Genomic DNA, 16,447 nt, shown 5'->3' with positions numbered 1-16,447 from the left:
CCGGTCGACAGGGTGCGGGTGTACCTCATCTCTCGCGGAGGATGCCCTGTGATAGCTGACATCTTCCCTCGCTCACCTTGACACACCGCGGCAGTCCCGCGGAGGTACTTCGCCTTCTCTCCGGAGACATCTCGTGCGCGGACACCCGCCCAGCTGTGCGAACTTCACCCGGAAGGCCGGGGATAGGGTTGGGGGATGACAGACGATGTGCGTGTCGCGGCGCTGCGCAGCGCGGTGGCGGAGTTGATGACACAGGCGAAAACCGATCTGGCTCAGCTCGTTTCGTTCAAGTCGGTAGCCGATCCCCGGCAGTTCCCTCCCGAGGAGTGCGACGCGGCGGCGCAGTGGGTGGCCGACGCGTTCGCCGCGGCGGGGCTCACCACGGTCGGCCTGCACGAAACGCCGGACGGCACCAAGGCGGTGGTCGCCTCTCGGCCCGCTCCGGAGGGTGCGCCGACGGTGTTGCTCTACTGTCACTACGACGTCCAGCCCCCGATGGACGAGGCCGCATGGCGCACCCCGCCGTGGGAGCTGACCGAGCGCGACGGGCGCTGGTACGGGCGCGGCAGCGCCGACTGCAAAGGCAACATCGTCATGCACCTGACGGCTCTGCGCGCGCTCGGGGCGGATCTGCCGGTGGGGGTCATCGTGGTGGCGGAAGGTTCCGAGGAACAGAGCACCGGGGGACTGGAGCGGTTCGTCGAGGCCGAGCCGGAGCTGCTGCGCGCGGACGCGATCGTGGTCGGCGACTGCGGTAACTTCGCCGCCGGTGTGCCGACCCTGACGCAGACGCTGCGCGGCGGAGTGAACGTGGTGGTCACGGTCGAAACCCTCGCCGGCCCCTTGCATTCCGGCATGTTCGGCGGCCCGGCTCCCGACGCGCTCGCCGCGCTGATCCACCTGCTCGCCTCGCTGCGCGACGAGCGGGGCAACACCACCATCGACGGGTTGCCGAACGATCAGGTCTGGCCGGGCGTCCAGTATCCGAGCGAGCAGTTCCACGCCGACGCGCGCGTCCTGCGCGATGTGGAACTCGTCGGCGACGGCACCGTCGCCGACCTGCTCTGGGCGCGGCCGGCGCTGACGGTGCTCGGCATCGACGCGCCTCCGGTGGTCGGCTCCGCCGCCGCCATCCCCGCGATCGCGCGCGCCCGCCTGAACCTGCGCATTCCGCCGGGCACCGACCCGGATCAGGCGCACCGGGCGCTCGTCGCCCACCTCGAGGCGCACACGCCGTGGCGCGCCAGGCTGACCGTCGAGCTGGAAGGCGCCGGAGCGCCGTTCCGGTCCCCGACCGGCGGGCCGGCGCGCGCGGCGATGGAAGCGGCGCTAGCCGCGTCCTACGGTCGTCCGGCGACCACCCAGGGGCAGGGCGGCTCGATCCCGCTGTGCAACGTCTTCGCCACCACCTACCCGGACGCGGAGATCATGCTGCTGGGGGTCGAGGAACCGAAAGCGCTGATCCACGCGCCCAACGAGAGCGTGGATCCGAAGGAGATCGAGCACATGGCCCTGGCCGAGGCGATCTTCCTGGCGACCTACGCCGGATAGCGCTACAGGTCGGTGTCGTTCTCCGGGGCGAGCACCCGGAATTCGGTTCCGGCGGGAGCCATTTCGGACAGTCTGCCGAAGTAGATGCCCTGCGCCTCCTCGCGGATGATGCCGTAGTGGATGGGCAGCGCGACCCGCGGAGCCACTGCGCGCAGGTAGTCGACGGCTTCGCTGACCCGCATCCACGGCGCCGCGGCGGGCGCGGCCAGCACGCCGACCGGGACCGGCGGCACCCACAGCGAGTCGCCGGGGTGCACGAGCTGCGCCGGGTCGTCGGCGGTGCCCAGTTGGAAGACGGTGTTGTCGATCACGGGGATCTCCGGATGGATCACGGCGTGCCTGCCCCCGCCGCCGGTGATCCGGAGATCGCCGAGGGTGAGCACGTTGCCCGCGTGCACCGCCTCCCACCGCTCGCCGCGCTGCTGGGCGGTCTGCGGATCCGACAGCAACCGCGCGCCGGGGTTCGCCTCGACCAGCGCCTCGATCCGGTTCGGGTCGATGTGGTCGGGATGCTGGTGGGTGACCGCGATCGCGTCCAGGCCGGTGAGGCCCTCGAAGCCGTGCGAGAACGTGCCCGGGTCGAACAGGATCTTCTTGCCGTGCAGCTCGACGAGGAGACAGGAGTGACCGAAGTGGGCTATGCGCATGCCGCCATGCTAGCCACGCGGGGTGTGTTCTCCACGACATCGCGGGTGTCTCGGCGCACCCCGCGGATGCCGCGCTCGACCAGCACAACTACGCTGCTGAGGTAACCCCCCAACCACATGAGGAGCAACGCGTGGCACGAGTCGTGGTCGAGGTGATGCCGAAGGCCGAGATCCTGGATCCGCAGGGGCAGGCCATCGTCGGCGCACTCCCGCGCCTGGGATTCGAGGGCATCTCGGACGTGCGCCAGGGCAAGCGATTCGAACTCGACGTCGATGACAACATCGACGACGCGGCGCTCGAGCAGATCGCCGAATCGCTGTTGTGCAACACCGTGATCGAGGAGTGGAAGGTGGTTCGCCTCTCATGAGCGCGCGCATCGGGGTGATCACCTTTCCCGGCACGCTCGACGACGTGGACGCGGCACGGGCGGTGCGCCTGGCCGGCGCCGAGGCGGTCAGCCTGTGGCATGCCGACGCCGACCTCAAGAGCGTCGACGCGGTGATCGTGCCCGGCGGCTTCTCCTACGGCGACTACCTGCGCGCGGGCGCCATCGCCCGTTTCGCGCCCGTCATGGGTGAGGTCGTGCGTGCCGCGGGCGCCGGACTGCCGGTGCTGGGCATCTGCAACGGTTTCCAGGTGCTGTGCGAGGCCGGGTTGCTGCCCGGCGCGCTGACCCGCAACGAAGGGCTGCACTTCATCTGCCGCGACGAGTGGCTGACCGTGGAGTCGGTGTCGACGGCGTGGACCTCCCGCTTCGAGCCGGGCGCTCAGATCCTCGTTCCGCTCAAGTCCGGTGAGGGGCGCTACCAGGCCTCGGAAGCCGTGCTGGACCAGCTCGAGGGCGAGGGCCGCGTGGTCTTCCGCTACGCGAGCGGCAATCCGAACGGCTCACAGCGCGGCATCGCGGGCATCGCCTCGGCGAACGGTCGCGTCGTCGGCTTGATGCCGCACCCCGAACACGCCACCGAGCCGCTGACCGGTCCCAGTGACGACGGTCTCGGCCTGTTCCTCTCGGTACTGGACTCGCTGGTCGGGGTGTAGTTCGGCTGTGTTGGTTTGCCAGCGCCTGCGGCGCTGGGTGTTCGCGGCCCCTTCTCGGCTCGCGTCCGAGCGACCGCCGCTTGCTCCTTCGTCGCGTACGCGACGGCCACTCGGACGCGAGCCGGGCCGCGAACGGGCGGATGCTCTGTCTCGCTTCGCTCGAAACCGGGGGTTGGGGTGCGCTGGGCGCGTGGCAGCTGAACGCCACGAAGAAGCCGTGGTCGGCTTCCGGCCCGCCGCTGGCAGGACATTGCCGTCGGCGGCCCGGCTCACCCGCAGTTGGCTCGCCGCGCGGACGATGGCCGCGTACTGCCGTGGGCACCGTCTGCCCGGCCGGGTGCTCGCCGAACGCGGCACGCTGGGTAACTCGGTCGCTCAGGCCTTCGTGGCTGATGGCGTACAGGTAGGGCACCGGCCCGCGGAGGCCCCCGTCACGGCCCCGCGAACCGCGGAGGTGCCCCGGTGACGGCGTGCATCATGCTGGTGGACGGCAGCGCGGAGACCTCGGCCGACGTCCGCCCTCGTCGATATTCGTAGTACGAATTTCGCGCCCCGGAATTCCCGCACTCCGGTTGATTTCATCGGCCGCGACGGATATCGCCGCGTCGCAGGACTGCGCGTTCATACCGCCCGGTCCCTGTCGCGGAACTATGTCGAGGACCTCGATCGTCCCCGCAGGGCTCTCGAACGACGTCGACATTCGGTACTCTTCTTCTCGTTCGAGCGAAATTCACGGCAGGCGGAAAATAATGACGTCCATTGTGAGCGGAAATTCGACGCTACATGGCGCGCTGCGTGCCGCGGAGCGCGGTTGGGTGCGGCATCTGGACGCGGCGTTGTGCGCCAGGCAGCTCTCGCCGGATCAGTGGTCGATGCTGTCGAATCTGTGCGGCGACGCGGGGATCACCATGACCGAACTGGCGGCCAGATCGCAGCTGGCGCCGTCCTCGGCCACCAGGCACGCCGACTATCTGGCCGAGCGCGGCCTGATCTTCCGGCTCGCCGCGCAGGACGATCGCCGCCGCATCCTCATCGGCCTCAGCAGACTCGGCGCCGACCTGGTCGCCGAGGTGCGCGCGGAGGAGGCGCGTGCCGAACAAGAGTTGCGCGGGCGCATCGGCGCGCGCCGATATACCGAACTCATTCGATTGCTCGACCTGGTTTCCATCGCCTCGGAGTAATACTCGAAAGTACCGACATTCATCCGATGAATGCCGCGAACGCCCGATTCGTGATCGGATGCCGGACCATTCTCGCCCTTATGTTCCGGGGCGAATCGACTCGTGCCGAGTAGTGATTCAGCGGGCCGATTTCTCGCGATTACCGCATCGGCCACGGCGTATTCGACCGGGTATTCGCCACACCCGCCGATCGACCGGGACACACCGGTCACGGCCCGCTTGCCTAGGATCGCAGGCATGCCCGTCTCCACCACCGCAGCCACGGCCGCTGGGCTGTGCGCGTTCATCGATGCGTCTCCGTCGCCGTTCCACGTCTGCCGCACGGTCGCCGCGGAATTGGACGCGCGGGGATTCACCCGGCTCGCCGAGTCGCAGACCTGGCCGTCGGACGGCACGGGCAGGCACTACGTGGTGCGCGGTGGGTCGCTGGTGGCCTGGGCCGCGGGGGACACGGCGGGCGCGACCCCGTTCCGTGTGGTCGGGGCGCACACCGACAGCCCGAACCTGCGCGTCAAGCAGCATCCCGACCTGACCTCGGCGGGCTGGCAGCTCGTGGGGCTGGAACCGTACGGCGGCGCGTGGCTGAACTCGTGGCTGGATCGCGAGCTCGGCGTCTCCGGGCGGTTGAGCGTGCGCGACGGAAACGCCGTGGGCGAGCGCCTGGTTCGCATCGATGAGCCGATCCTGCGGGTGCCGCAGCTGGCCATCCACCTGTCCGAGGACCGCAGGGGCGTCACGCTGGACCCGCAGCGGCACGTCAACGCGGTGTGGGGCGCGGGGTACGAGGCGGCGTCGTTCATCGATTTCGTGGCCGATCGGGTGGAGGTCGATCCCGAGGACGTGCTCGGCTGGGAGCTGATGACCCACGACCTGACACCGAGCAGGCTGATCGGGCGGGATCAGGACTTGGTCAGCGCACCCCGCCTGGACAACCAGGGCACCTGCTTCGCGGGCCTCCAAGCGTTCCTCGCCGCGATCGACACGCCGGGGGCGGCGATCCCGGTGCTGGCCATGTTCGACCACGAGGAGGTCGGCAGCCAGTCCGACCGCGGCGCGCAGTCGGATCTGCTGCCCACGGTGCTGGAACGCATCGTGCTCGCGCGCGGCGGCGGCCGCGCCGATTACCTTGCCGCGCTGGCCGGTTCGGTGTGCGCGTCCGGCGACATGGCGCACGCGACGCACCCGAACTATCCGGAGCGCCACGAGCCCGCGCACCGCATCGAGGTCAACGGCGGGCCGGTGCTGAAGGTCAACCAGAACCTGCGCTATGCCACCGACGCCACCGGCGCGGGAGCGTTCGCGCTGGCGTGCGCGCAGGCCGCGGTCCCGTTGCAGCGCTATGTGCATCGCGCCGACCTGCCCTGCGGCTCCACGATCGGACCGATGACCGCGGCGCGCACCGGCATGCCGACCGTCGACGTGGGCGCGCCGCAGCTGGCGATGCATTCCGCGCGCGAGCTGATGGGCGTGTTCGACGTCCCGGCCTACGCCGCGGCGCTGGCCGCCTTCCTCACGCCGGAGGCCATCGGGCGGTAGGTGAACACCGCGACGAGGAACACCGCGAACGTGGCCAGCACGTAACTGCTTCCGATGATCTGCTGCCACCAGGCCCACTCCAGCTCGCGGTCGCGCGAGTGCGGCAGCAGCCAGTGCGGGCCGATCAGGAACAGCACGGCGCCCGCCGCGACCACGCCGATCACCCGCGGGCTGCGCGTGCCGCGCACCATGAGGTCGGCGGTGAGCACCAGCGCGGGCGCGATCCACACCCAGTGATGCGACCAGGACACCGGCGAGACCAGCAGCACCGCCGCGGCGTTCACCAGCAGCGCCGCCGCGGTCGCGCCCGCTTCGAGCAGCCTGCGCATCCACACCGCGGCCAGCGCCACCGCCAGCACCGACAGCGTGATCCACAGCAGAGTGGCCGCCGTGTCGTCGATGCCCAACCGGAAGGCCATGCCCTTGATGGATTGGTTACCCGCGAAGTAGGGCGGTCCGATCCGGCCGGTGTCGGCGAGGGTGTGGAACCAGTAGTCCACGGAATCGTCGGGGAACAGCAGGAATCCGAGACCGACCGCCGCGATCGCGGACACCACCAGCGTGCCGGCGGCCTTCCAGTCCTTGCGCAGCAAGAAGTACAGCAGGTATCCGGCCGGGATCAGTTTCACCGACACCGCGATGCCGATCAGCATGCCGCGCGGCCAGAAAGGCTTGCGCGCCAGGCAGTCCAGGGTGATCGCGGCCATCAGCACCAGGTTGATCTGGCCGAAGCCGAAGGTCTGGCGGACCGGTTCGAAGAACTGCGCCACCGCGACCGCGCCGACGACCAGGGCGAGCACGGCCGGACGGGACAGGTCGGGACGCAACCGAGCCAGCACCAGCCACAGCGAGATGGCCAGGGCGGCTACGGAGGTGACGACCACCACCACCTCGGCGATCACCAGCGGCAGCAGCGCCAGCGGCGCGAAGAACAACGCGGCCAAGGGCGGATAGGTGAACGGCAGCCCGATCCCCTCGACCGGTGGCATCGGGCCGTACAGATCGCCGCCGTCCAACCAGACCCGGGCGCCGTTGCGATAGACCTGCAGGTCGATGTAACCGTGCCACCAGTGCGCCAGCAGCGAGACGAGCACCGACACCGCGAACAACGCGGCAGCAGCAATCAGCCAGCGCACTTGCGGTGTCCCGGGGTTCGGCGACGCGTCACCGGGCGCGGCTCCCGATTCCCCGCTCCGGGCCGACGCGGCGTCCGAGGCGATCGATCGCTCACCCGGATTCGCGACCCCCGATCCTTCGTTCACCGGCTCAGACTAGCCGGTGCGTATGGCCCGTACCCACTGCCTCTAGACTTACACCCAGGCATCTCGCCGCCCCCCAGTGACAATGCTCGTCGCTTCACAATGCCCGGCCGAAAGGACCCTGGTACTCCGTGACTCCGCAGGTCGACACCGTCAGCGCAGCCGCAGCAAACCCCGACGTGCCGCAACCCTACAAAGAACTCGGGCTCAAAGACGACGAGTACGCCCGGATCAAGGAGATCCTCGGCCGCAGGCCGACGGACGCCGAACTGGCGATGTACTCGGTGATGTGGAGCGAACACTGCTCCTACAAGTCCTCGAAGGTGCATCTGCGCTACTTCGGCCAGACCACCACCGACGAGATGCGCGAGTCCATGCTCGCGGGCATCGGTGAGAACGCGGGCGTCGTCGACGTCGGCGACGGCTGGGCGGTCACCTTCAAGGTGGAAAGTCACAACCACCCCTCCTACGTCGAGCCGTACCAGGGTGCGGCCACCGGCGTCGGCGGCATCGTGCGCGACATCATGGCGATGGGCGCGCGCCCGATCGCGGTGATGGACCAACTGCGCTTCGGCGCCGCGGACGCGGCCGACACCCGCCGCGTGGTGGACGGCGTGGTGCGCGGTGTCGGCGGGTACGGCAACTCGCTCGGCCTGCCGAACGTCGGCGGCGAGACCGTGTTCGACGCCTCCTACCAGGGCAACCCGCTGGTGAACGCGCTGTGCGCCGGGGTGATGCGGGTCGAGGACCTGCACCTGGCCTTCGCCTCCGGCACGGGCAACAAGATCGTGCTGTTCGGCGCGCGCACCGGCCTGGACGGCATCGGCGGCGTCTCGGTGCTGGCCTCGGACACCTTCTCCGGTGACGAGTCCGGCTCCGGCCGCAAGAAGCTGCCCTCGGTGCAGGTCGGCGACCCGTTCACCGAGAAGGTGCTCATCGAGTGCTGTCTCGAGCTGTACGCGGCGAAGCTGGTGGTCGGCATCCAGGACCTCGGCGGCGCCGGGTTGTCCTGCGCCACTTCCGAGCTCGCGGCGGCCGGTGACGGCGGCATGCACATCGAGCTGGACAAGGTGCCGCTGCGCGCGACCGGCATGACGCCCGCCGAGGTGCTCTCCAGCGAGTCGCAGGAGCGCATGTGCGCGGTCGTCACCCCGGAGAACGTGGACGCGTTCATGGCCGTGTGCCGCAAGTGGGACGTGCTGGCCACGGTGATCGGCGAGGTCACCGAGGGTGACCGGCTGGTGGTCACCTGGCACGGCGACACCGTGGTGGACGTGCCGCCGCGCACCGTCGCGCACGAGGGGCCGGTCTACGAGCGCCCGCTCGCGCGGCCCGACGAGCAGGACGCGCTGATCGCCGACACCCCGGACCGGCTCGCCCGGCCGGAGACCGCCGACGAATTGCGCGCCACGCTGCTGCGGATGATCTCCAGCCCGCAGCTGTGCAGCCGCAAGTGGATCACCGAGCAATACGACCGCTACGTGCGCGGCAACACCGTGCTCGCCGACCAGGCCGACGCGGGCGTCATCCGGATCGACGAGCAGACCGGCCGCGGCATCGCGCTGGCCACCGACGCGTCCGGCCGCTACACCAAGCTGGACCCCTACGCCGGTGCGCAGCTGGCGCTGGCCGAGGCCTACCGCAACGTGGCCACCACCGGCGCGACGCCGAAGGCCGTCACCAACTGCCTGAACTTCGGTTCGCCGGAGGACCCCGGCGTGATGTGGCAGTTCCAGCAGGCCGTGCGCGGCTTGGCGGACGGCTGCGTTGCGCTCGGCATCCCGGTCACCGGCGGCAACGTCAGTTTCTACAACCAGACCGGCCAGACCGCGATCCTGCCGACCCCGGTGGTCGGCGTGCTCGGCGTGATCGACGACGTACACCGCCGCATCCCGACCGGCCTCGGCCTGGAGCCGGGCGAGACGCTGATCCTGCTCGGCGAGACCCGCGACGAGTTCGGCGGGTCGATCTGGTCCCAGGTGGAGCACGATCATCTGGGCGGCGTGCCGCCGAAGGTCGACTTCGCCCGCGAGCAGCTGCTCGCGGAGGTGCTGACCGCCGGTTCGCGCGACGGCATGATCAGCGCCGCGCACGACCTCTCCGAGGGCGGTCTCGCCCAGGCCGTCGTCGAAGCCGTGCTCGCCGGTGAAACCGGTTGCCGCATCCTGCTTCCCGAGGGCGAGGACCCGTTCGTCACGCTGTTCTCCGAGTCGGCGGGGCGCGTGCTGGTCGCCGTGCCGCGCTCGGAGGAGACCAGGTTCACCCGGATGTGCACCGCGCGCGAACTGCCGTGGGTGCGTATCGGTGTGGTCGATCAGGGCTCGGATTCGCTCGAGGTGCAGGGCCAGTTCTCGATCCCCATGGACGAGTTGCGGACCGCGCACGAGGGCACGCTGCCGAAGCTGTTCGGCGCGGGCACCGTCTGACGAAACGCCCACCTGGGCGGGCCTGAACCCCTCGTTACCGGGCCCGCCCAGGTGCGCGTACTCAGGCGACGGAATTGAACGGATCGTGCTCGGAGAGCAGCTTCTCCATCCGCGCCTGATCGATGCGACCGTTTATGGTCGCCGCCTCGTGCTGGTCGCGGACCACCTTCGCCAGCGTGAAGGTGCTCGTGACCAGGAAGAGCATCGACATCGCCAGGAATCCGCGCTGCCAGACATCCAGTGGCAGCGCGTAGATGCCGATGCCGATGCCGACGAAGCTGATGCCGAAGGCGAGCGAGGCCTGCGCGACGTATGCGGCGCTGGCTTTCGTCCGCGTGGTCGTTGTGCTCATGGATAAGAGTTTCCGGACGGCGCGGTCCGAGCACCCCTGTACAACTACTCGAGCGGAATGGGTAGTTGCCATTCGGAAAATCCGTCCGTTCACACCGTCCGCGGGCGGTGTGATCCGCGCCCGGTGCGCCCGCGTCGCGGTGGGCGACGCGCCGGGCCGTCGGTGCCGACCGCCATACTGATCGAATGCTGGAGAGCGCCGGGACCATGCGAAAGCTGCGTACGCGCGCGGTCGCGATGACCCGGCACGCCGAGGACGTCATCGATCTCAACTACGTCGGCCTGGTCGTGGCCACCGTGTTCTTCGCGCTGTCGGTGACGCCTTCGCTGCTGCCGCGCGACTGGCTGTTCCAGGGATTGATCAGCGGGATCAACGCCGCCATCGGCTACGGCGCCGGCTGTTTGCTGGAGTGGCTGTTCCGGCTGTGGGTGCGGCCACGGTTGAAGATCTCGCCGCCGCCGACGTGGGCGCGTTACGCGATCAAGTCCGCCGTGCTGCTCACCGCCGCGTTGAGCGCCGCGCTGATGCTGATCCAGTCGGCGCGGTGGCAGCGTGAGATCACGGCGTTGATGGGCATGGAAGGCACCACCACGCCCGCCTATCTGCGCACCGGTCTGCTCAGCCTGGCGGTCGGCGTCGCGGCCGTCTCGGCCTATCGGACGCTGCGGGAGATCATCCTGTTCCTGGCCCGCCTGCTCAATCGGTGGGTGCGGATCCCGCGCGAACTCGCGCCGGCCGCCGGGTTCCTGGTGCTGGTGGTGCTGGCGGTGACGATCTTCAACGGTGTGGCCACCCAGGCGTTCTTCGCGGTGGCCAACTCGGCCTTCAGCGTGCAGAACGACCACACCTCGGTGAACGCGGTGCAGCCGCAGCAGCCGGAACGCTCGGGCAGCCCGACCTCGCTGGCGAAGTGGGAGACCCTCGGCTTCGAAGGGCGCTGGTTCGTCTCGCACGGCCCCACGGCGAGCCGCATCACCTCGGTCACCGGCCGTCCGGCCAAGGAACCCATCCGGGCCTACGTCGGTTTGGAGTCGGGCGAAGGCGACGAGGAACCGGCCGAGCTGGCGGTGGCGGAATTGGAGCGAACCGGAGCGTTCGACCGGAAGGCGCTCGTGGTGGTCACCACCACCGGGACCGGGTGGGTGAACTCGCTGGCCGCCGGGGCGATCGAGTACATGTACGACGGTGACACCGCGATGGTCGCCACGCAGTACTCGTACCTGCCCAGCGTGCTGTCGTTCCTGGCCGACCGCAACAAGGCCGCCGCGGCGGGCAGGGACGTGTTCGACGCGGTGTACCAGCACTGGTCCGCGCGGCCGCCGCAGGTTCGCCCCAAGCTGCTGGTGTACGGGGAGAGCCTGGGTTCGCAGGGTTCCGAGGCGGCGTTCGACGGTCTGGCCGATCTGCGGGCCAAGGTCGACGGCGCACTCTGGGTCGGCCCGCCCAATTCCAACCGGCTGTGGCAGCAGTTCGTCGCCCGCCGCGATCCGGGGTCCCGGGAGGTCCAGCCGCTGTACGCGGACGGGTTGGTGGTCCGGTTCGCCAGCGACAGCGCCGACCTGGCGCGGCCCTCGACGGAGTGGCGGCCGCCGCGCATCGCGTATCTACAGCACGCGTCCGACCCGATCGTCTGGTGGTCGCCGGACCTGATCTTCTCGCGCCCGGATTGGCTGTCCGAGCCGCGCGGCTCGGACGTCTCCTCCCAGATGCGCTGGTGGCCGTTCGTCACCTTCTGGCAGGTGGCCGCCGACCTGACCAACGCGCAGGGCGTCACCGACGGGCACGGACATCGCTACGGCAGCCTGGTGCTGGACGGCTGGGCGGCCATCGCCGCGCCGCCGGACTGGACCGCGGAGCGATCCGAACGGATCCGGGCCGAAGTCGAGGCCGCCGAGGATTACGAGCGGACGACCAAGTGAGACGGAGGCGTGCCGCGAGAACCCTCGCGGCCGTGGTCTTTCCGCTGCTGTGGAGCAATGCGGTTCTGCCCCGCCTCGGCCTGGGCATACGTGGACGGACCGTGGCCAATGCCGGGTTCGCCACCGCGTACGCGCTCGCGCTGCGCGCCGAACCGGGCCGTTGCGCGCCGCCCGGCGTGCGCTGGGGGCTGCTCGCCACCTCGGGTGTCATGGCCGGTTACGGTGCCGCGCTTGCCGTTCCGTCGTTGCGATGGCAGCTGGCCGAACTCGCCGACCGTGGGCCCGACGTGTCGACGAGCGAGTGGGTGGCAGTACACATCCCACTCGGGACCGTCTACAGCGAGGAACTCGTCTTCCGCGGCACGCTGGAACCCCTGCTGGACCGCCGCTTCGGTCCGCGAGCCGGTGCGGTGCTCGGTGCGGTGACCTTCGGGCTCTGGCATATCGCTCCCGCGCGAGCCGTGGGGGACAGTGTTCCCGCCACCGTGGCCGTGACCACGGTGGGCGGCCTCCTATTCGGTTGGCTGCGCCGCCGCACGGCGGGCACCGCCGCTCCGGCGCTGCTGCACCTGGCCATGAACGCGGGTGGGGGGATCGCTCCACGCCTGGCCCGTCGCATCGAGGCTTCCTTGCTCGAATCCCGGGCGTTCGGCCTGGGGACAACTGTGAATGAATTCCCGACCCTCGCTTCGGATACCCCTCGTCCCCGCTGACGGTCCGGTTGCGCCACGCTTCCTCTCGAAGGGGTGCGGCGACTTCTCGGGGCGGGCGGGGTGGGGAAGTAGGGTCGGGAAGGTGGCAGGACGAGGGACGGTCGACCCGGCGCGAACGAGGGCGGCGGTGGCGGTGGTGAGCGAGTGGTTGCGGGACGAGTCGGTCGACGCGCCCGCGCGCGCCGAACTCGCGGCGGCGGTGCGGACCACGGCGCGCTCGCTGGCGGCCTCCGCGCCGGGGCATTCGGTGGAGGTGCGGGTGCCGCCGTTCGTCGCGGTGCAGTGCGTCGAGGGGCCGCGGCACACCAGGGGCACCCCGCCGAACGTCGTCGAGACCGACCCGCGCACTTGGCTGCTGTTGGCCACCGGCCTGCTCGAGTTCGACGACGCCGTCGCCTCCGGCGCCGTCACCGCCTCCGGCACCCGCGCGGCCGAGATCGCTCATTGGCTCCCGATCGTCCGGGCCACCGCCTGAGCGGTGGGCGACGGGTCGGTCGAGGTGTGCTCGGAAACCGCTGCGACGCGGCGTGTCCCGGTTACGCCTGGACGATGTTGCGGCGCTCCAGCCCTTTACGGTCGTAGAAGCGGGTGATCGCCGCGCCCAGCACCAGCCCGATCGCCAGCCCCAGGACGGCCATCCACACCCCGCGCGTGAGTCCCGCCTCGAAATTCGCGTCGAAGTACAGGATCGACCGCACCCCGAGGAACACCTGGTGCATGGGCTCGAAGGAAGCGAGCGAGCCGAAGTATCGCGGCGTCGCCTCGATCGGCACGGTGCCGCCGGAGGACGGCAAACCGAGGATGACGAACAGGATCAGGTTCACCAGCAGGCCCGCCGAGCCGATCGCCGCCAGCGTGGACAGCCCGGTGACGCCCACCGCGGTGAGGGCCAGCACGCTGTAGAGATACAGGGCGAGCGGATTGCCGATCGGCATGTCCAGCAGCTTGCCGACGAGCAGGAACACCGCGGAGACGATGCTCGCCGCCAGCACGAACACGCCCCACTTGATCAGCAGCGTCCTGAACCGCGAGATCGGCGTCGACGGGTAGTGCACGTACCAGGGGCCGTACTCGGTGGGCACGAAGCCGAGCTGCGCGTCGATCATGGTGTGGATCACCATCGCGCCGACCACACCGGCCAGCAGCAGCAACAGGGCGTAGAAGAAGGCGGTCAGCCCCTGCCCGCTACCGTGCGGCAGCGGGTGATACTGCTGGGTGACCACCTCGATCGGCGACGCCAGCGCGACCTTGGTCGCCGCGGTCAGTTCTGGCGCGGGCGGACCGCCGGGCGGCGGGGTGAGCTGCGCGGTGACCTGATCGAGCAGCTGCTTGCCGACCTGCTTGTTCACCACGGTGAGCGCCTCGTCGCCGACCCGGAGCACGATCTGGGTGCCGAACGCGCCCGTGCGCGGATTCGTCTGCAACGTGATGATCGGCCGCTGGATGTCGCCCGGTATGACACTGCCCACACCCAGATTCCCGAGCCGCTTACTGAAATCGCTCGGGATGATGATCGCGCCGTAGACCTGTCCGGACTGCATCTGCCGCTCGGACTCGTTGATGCTGATCACCCGCAGGTCGACCTTGTCCGACGGCACCCCATCGGACAGCGCCTGGGTGATCTGGTCGCCGAAATTCACCTTCCGCGCGGTGCTCCCGTTGCCGATGGTGTCGCCGACGTCCTGGTTGACCAGGGCGATCGGGAAATCGTGCAGGTTCTTCTCCGGATCGACGACGTAGTCGAGGTACATGATGCCCAGCAGTGCGGTGAGCAGGCTCAGCACCGCGAGAGGGAAGAGCACCATCCGAGGCCATGGCCTGCGCGCGGGGGCCGCACCCGACTCCGTCGTGCTCGCGTCGTCCGTAGTCGTCACGGTGCGCACCGTAACAGCTGCCCGCGTCGTACCGGCCGCGCTTCGGGCACCCCGGATTGCTGCTCGGATGCGGCGGCGGTGTCGGTGCGCCACCGAGCACCCGTAGAATGAAATCTGCCCCCAGCCCGCCCGAACAGGGAGCAAACGGTGACCAACGCCGAACTGCCGGTCCAGAGCATTTCCGCCCCCTCCTGTCCCGCCCCGGACGTCGACGAGAACGAGCCGCGCGAGGAGTGCGGAGTCTTCGGAGTCTGGGCGCCGAGCGAAGAAGTGGCGAAGCTCACGTATTACGGGCTTTATGCGCTGCAACACCGCGGACAGGAGGCGGCGGGCATCGCGGTGTCGGACGGCTCGCAGATCCTGGTCTTCAAGGATCTGGGTCTGGTCAGCCAGGTGTTCGACGAGCAGACGCTGGCGGCCATGCCGGGTCACGTCGCCGTCGGGCACTGCCGCTACTCCACCACGGGCGGGGTGACCTGGGAGAACGCGCAGCCCATCTTCCGCACCACCGCTGTCGGTTCCGGACTTGCCCTGGGGCACAACGGAAATCTGGTCAACACCGCCGAATTGGCCGGTCGCGCACGCGAACTCGGCCTGCTCGGCGCTTCCGTCCGGGGCGGGCGCCCGCAGCCCGCCGCGGCGACGTCCGACTCCGACGTGGTCACCGCGCTGCTCGCGCACGCCTCCGCCGACTCGAGCATCGAGCAGGCCGCGATGGAACTGCTGCCCACCTTGAAGGGCGCGTTCTGCCTGACCTTCATGGACGAGCACACCCTCTACGCCGCGCGCGACCCGCACGGCGTCCGCCCGCTGTGCCTTGGCAGGCTGGAGCGTGGCTGGGTCGTTGCCAGCGAGACGGCCGCGCTGGACATCGTCGGCGCCGCGTTCGTCCGCGAGATCGAACCCGGCGAATTGCTGGCGATCGACGCCGAAGGCGTGCGCTCGATGCGATTCGCCAACCCCGAGCCCAAGGGCTGCGTCTTCGAGTACGTGTACCTGGCCCGGCCGGACAGCACCATCGCGGGCCGGTCGGTGCACGCCACCCGGGTGGAGATCGGCCGGCGCCTCGCGAAGGAACACCCGGTAGACGCCGATCTGGTGATCCCGGTCCCCGAATCCGGCACGCCGGCCGCCGTCGGCTACGCGCAGGGGTCGGGAGTGCCCTACGGCCAGGGTCTGATGAAGAACGCCTACGTCGGGCGCACCTTCATCCAGCCCAGCCAGACCATCCGGCAGCTGGGCATCCGGCTCAAGCTCAATCCGCTGCGCGAGGTGATCCGGGGCAAGCGCCTGATCGTCGTGGACGACTCGATCGTGCGCGGCAACACCCAGCGCGCGCTCATCCGGATGCTGCGCGAGGCGGGTGCGGTGGAGATCCACGTGCGGATCGCTTCGCCGCCGGTGAAATGGCCGTGCTTCTACGGCATCGACTTCGCCTCGCGGGCAGAGCTGATCGCCAACGGCGCGGGGACCGAAGGCGATGTCGCGGACATGGTCGAGGGCGTGCGCCGGTCGATCGGCGCCGACACCCTCGGCTACATCTCGCTCGACGGCATGGTCGCCGCGACCGAACAGCCGCGCTCGCGGCTGTGCTGCGCGTGCTTCGACGGCACCTATCCGATTCCGCTGCCCACCGAGGCGGCCATCGGGAAGAACGTGCTCGAGGGCATGCTCACCGGCCAGTCCGAGGCCGCGCTGCTGAGCGATAACGCGAATGCGAGCGCGCTGAGCCGTCCGTGAGCGGCCACTGATCGCCTTGTGATCACCTGCGCCGGTGGGTCGCCCGCTCCGGGCGTGCGCCGGAATCCCTTTCGCCGCGGCGAGTGATGGTTCGCCGGAAGCGTTCGCCGGCACCGTCATGTCCTGTCGCGCAGCGTCGCGTGGCGTGCTCGAGACATGACGCCCCGCGCGACGCCGCCGTCCTGGACATACGACCGGTTCAACCGG

General features: G+C 69.8%; 15 protein-coding genes. 11 read left to right on the top strand and 4 right to left on the bottom strand.

Annotation, left to right across the window (positions count from 1 at the left end):
- The first annotated feature begins 195 nt into the window (after window positions 1-195).
- Window positions 196-1,551 (top strand): dipeptidase, encoded by a 1,356-nt coding sequence (locus NG1_RS05595; RefSeq protein ID WP_062968642.1) that lies wholly within the window; start codon window positions 196-198, stop codon window positions 1,549-1,551.
- 2 nt (window positions 1,552-1,553) lie between these two features.
- Here the strand turns inward: NG1_RS05595 and NG1_RS05590 are convergent, their stop codons facing one another.
- On the bottom strand, window positions 1,554-2,198 hold the full coding sequence (locus NG1_RS05590) for an MBL fold metallo-hydrolase (protein ID WP_062968640.1): 645 nt from the start codon (window positions 2,196-2,198) through the stop codon (window positions 1,554-1,556).
- Window positions 2,199-2,329: 131 nt separating this feature from the next.
- Between NG1_RS05590 and purS the strand changes: the two genes are divergently transcribed.
- From purS to NG1_RS05570, 5 genes are all read left to right on the top strand, one after another.
- A complete protein-coding gene (gene purS / locus NG1_RS05585; RefSeq protein WP_062968638.1) occupies window positions 2,330-2,566 on the top strand; it encodes a phosphoribosylformylglycinamidine synthase subunit PurS in 237 nt (78 codons plus the stop codon).
- The gene (gene purQ, locus NG1_RS05580) at window positions 2,563-3,240 is read left to right on the top strand and encodes a phosphoribosylformylglycinamidine synthase subunit PurQ (RefSeq protein ID WP_040864722.1); all 678 of its coding nucleotides are present in this window, start codon (window positions 2,563-2,565) and stop codon (window positions 3,238-3,240) included. Before purS ends, purQ begins: the two co-directional genes overlap by 4 nt.
- A 190-nt stretch (window positions 3,241-3,430) precedes the next feature.
- On the top strand, window positions 3,431-3,706 hold the full coding sequence (locus tag NG1_RS36390) for a hypothetical protein (RefSeq protein WP_157113871.1): 276 nt from the start codon (window positions 3,431-3,433) through the stop codon (window positions 3,704-3,706).
- Window positions 3,707-3,989: 283 nt separating this feature from the next.
- Complete coding sequence (locus NG1_RS05575) at window positions 3,990-4,421, top strand: MarR family winged helix-turn-helix transcriptional regulator (RefSeq protein ID WP_062968636.1); 432 nt, start codon at window positions 3,990-3,992, stop codon at window positions 4,419-4,421.
- A 237-nt stretch (window positions 4,422-4,658) separates the two neighbouring features.
- Window positions 4,659-5,957, top strand: coding sequence for a M18 family aminopeptidase (locus NG1_RS05570; protein ID WP_062968634.1), 1,299 nt, complete (start codon window positions 4,659-4,661; stop codon window positions 5,955-5,957).
- Here NG1_RS05570 and NG1_RS05565 read toward each other — a convergent pair.
- Entirely contained in the window at window positions 5,906-7,219 is a 1,314-nt protein-coding gene (locus NG1_RS05565) for a glycosyltransferase 87 family protein (protein WP_084498715.1), read from the bottom strand. The two genes, NG1_RS05570 and NG1_RS05565, sit on opposite strands and share 52 nt — an antisense overlap.
- Window positions 7,220-7,347: 128 nt before the next feature.
- Here NG1_RS05565 and purL point away from each other — a divergent pair, with 128 nt between their 5' ends.
- Entirely contained in the window at window positions 7,348-9,642 is a 2,295-nt protein-coding gene (gene purL / locus NG1_RS05560; protein WP_062968632.1) for a phosphoribosylformylglycinamidine synthase subunit PurL, read from the top strand.
- A 61-nt stretch (window positions 9,643-9,703) separates the two neighbouring features.
- Here the strand turns inward: purL and NG1_RS05555 are convergent, their stop codons facing one another.
- On the bottom strand, window positions 9,704-9,994 hold the full coding sequence (locus NG1_RS05555; RefSeq protein WP_062968629.1) for a YiaA/YiaB family inner membrane protein: 291 nt from the start codon (window positions 9,992-9,994) through the stop codon (window positions 9,704-9,706).
- Window positions 9,995-10,179: 185 nt separating this feature from the next.
- Between NG1_RS05555 and NG1_RS05550 the strand changes: the two genes are divergently transcribed.
- The 3 genes from NG1_RS05550 to NG1_RS05540 all read left to right on the top strand — a co-directional run bounded on the left by NG1_RS05550 (window position 10,180) and on the right by NG1_RS05540 (window position 13,101).
- Window positions 10,180-11,913, top strand: coding sequence for an alpha/beta hydrolase (locus tag NG1_RS05550; protein ID WP_062968627.1), 1,734 nt, complete (start codon window positions 10,180-10,182; stop codon window positions 11,911-11,913).
- A 32-nt stretch (window positions 11,914-11,945) separates the two neighbouring features.
- Window positions 11,946-12,626 carry a CPBP family intramembrane glutamic endopeptidase gene (locus NG1_RS05545; RefSeq protein ID WP_063910260.1) on the top strand — a complete coding sequence of 227 codons (681 nt, stop codon included), beginning with the start codon at window positions 11,946-11,948 and terminating at the stop codon, window positions 12,624-12,626.
- Window positions 12,627-12,708: 82 nt separating this feature from the next.
- Window positions 12,709-13,101: a sterol carrier family protein gene (locus tag NG1_RS05540; RefSeq protein ID WP_062968625.1), complete on the top strand. Its 393-nt coding sequence runs from the start codon at window positions 12,709-12,711 to the stop codon at window positions 13,099-13,101.
- Window positions 13,102-13,162: 61 nt separating this feature from the next.
- On the opposite strand, the gene NG1_RS05535 is transcribed toward NG1_RS05540, so the two are convergent.
- Window positions 13,163-14,431 (bottom strand): YhgE/Pip domain-containing protein, encoded by a 1,269-nt coding sequence (locus NG1_RS05535; RefSeq protein ID WP_062968623.1) that lies wholly within the window; start codon window positions 14,429-14,431, stop codon window positions 13,163-13,165.
- A gap of 216 nt (window positions 14,432-14,647) precedes the next feature.
- Between NG1_RS05535 and purF the strand changes: the two genes are divergently transcribed.
- Window positions 14,648-16,240 carry an amidophosphoribosyltransferase gene (gene purF / locus NG1_RS05530; protein WP_062968621.1) on the top strand — a complete coding sequence of 531 codons (1,593 nt, stop codon included), beginning with the start codon at window positions 14,648-14,650 and terminating at the stop codon, window positions 16,238-16,240.
- Window positions 16,241-16,447 lie beyond the last annotated feature (207 nt).

The sequence above is a fragment of the Nocardia gamkensis NBRC 108242 genome (assembly GCF_001612985.1).
Lineage (GTDB): Bacteria > Actinomycetota > Actinomycetes > Mycobacteriales > Mycobacteriaceae > Nocardia > Nocardia gamkensis.
Note: the sequence above shows the minus strand (reverse complement) of the source record. Positions and strands in the feature narration are given on the sequence as shown.